This is a genomic window from Nitrobacter sp. 62-23 (genome assembly GCF_001897285.1).
Classification (GTDB): Bacteria; Pseudomonadota; Alphaproteobacteria; order Rhizobiales; family Xanthobacteraceae; genus Nitrobacter.
Genome location: NZ_MKSM01000101.1, coordinates 1 through 1037, shown reverse-complemented (window position 1 = coordinate 1037; position 1037 = coordinate 1). Strand labels below are relative to the sequence as shown.

The window sequence follows — 1037 nt, the reverse complement described above, 5'->3', positions numbered from 1 at the left end:
GCGCATCGCCATGATTGGCACGGGCTACGTCGGCCTCGTGTCCGGAGCCTGCTTTGCCGATTTCGGACATCAGGTCACCTGCGTCGACAAGGATGCGGACAAGATCGCGGCGCTCGGCCGCGGCGAGATCCCGATCTTCGAACCGGGCCTCGAGGCGTTGGTCGCGACCAACGTGGCGGCCTCGCGGCTCGATTTCACCACCGATCTCGCCGGCCCGGTAGCAGAGGCGGATGCGGTGTTCATCGCCGTCGGCACCCCCTCACGCCGCGGCGACGGTCATGCCGACCTCAGCTACGTCTATGCCGCGGCGCGCGAAATCGCGGCGGCGGTCCGCGGCTTCACCGTGGTGATCACCAAATCGACCGTGCCGGTCGGCACCGGCGACGAGGTGGAACGGCTGATCTTTGAGACCAATCCGTCGGCCGACGTGGTGGTGGCGTCCAATCCCGAATTCCTGCGCGAGGGAGCCGCGATCCGCGATTTCAAGTTTCCCGACCGCATCGTGATCGGGACCTCCGACGAACGCGGCCGCAAGGCGCTCGGCGACATCTACCGGCCGCTGTCGCTCAATCAGGCGCCGTTGATGTTCACCGCGCGCCGCACCGCCGAACTGATCAAATACGCGGCCAACGCCTTTCTCGCGACCAAGATCACCTTCATCAACGAAATCGCGGACCTGTCCGAAAAAGTCGGCGCCGACATTCAGGAGGTCGCGCGCGGCATCGGTCTCGACAATCGCATCGGCACCAAGTTCCTGCACGCCGGCCCCGGCTATGGCGGCTCCTGTTTTCCCAAGGACACCCGCGCGCTGGTGAAGATCGCGGAAGATTACGACGCCCAGCTTCGCATCGTGGAGTCGGTCGTCACCGTCAACGACAACCGCAAGCGCGCGATGGCGCGCAAAGTGGCGCACGCGTTGGGCGGTAGTCTGCGCAACAAGACCATCGCGGTGCTGGGGCTGGCGTTCAAGCCGGATACCGACGACATGCGCGAGGCACCGTCGATCCCGCTGATAACGGGCCTCTGCGACATGGGCG

At 65.7% G+C, this 1037-nt stretch carries 1 protein-coding gene; it reads left to right on the top strand.

All coding sequences use genetic code 11. The features are described 5' to 3' along the window. Positions 1–1037: UDP-glucose/GDP-mannose dehydrogenase family protein (locus tag BGO16_RS10435; protein WP_292618627.1), on the top strand; the 1037-nt coding region annotated here is incomplete at both ends.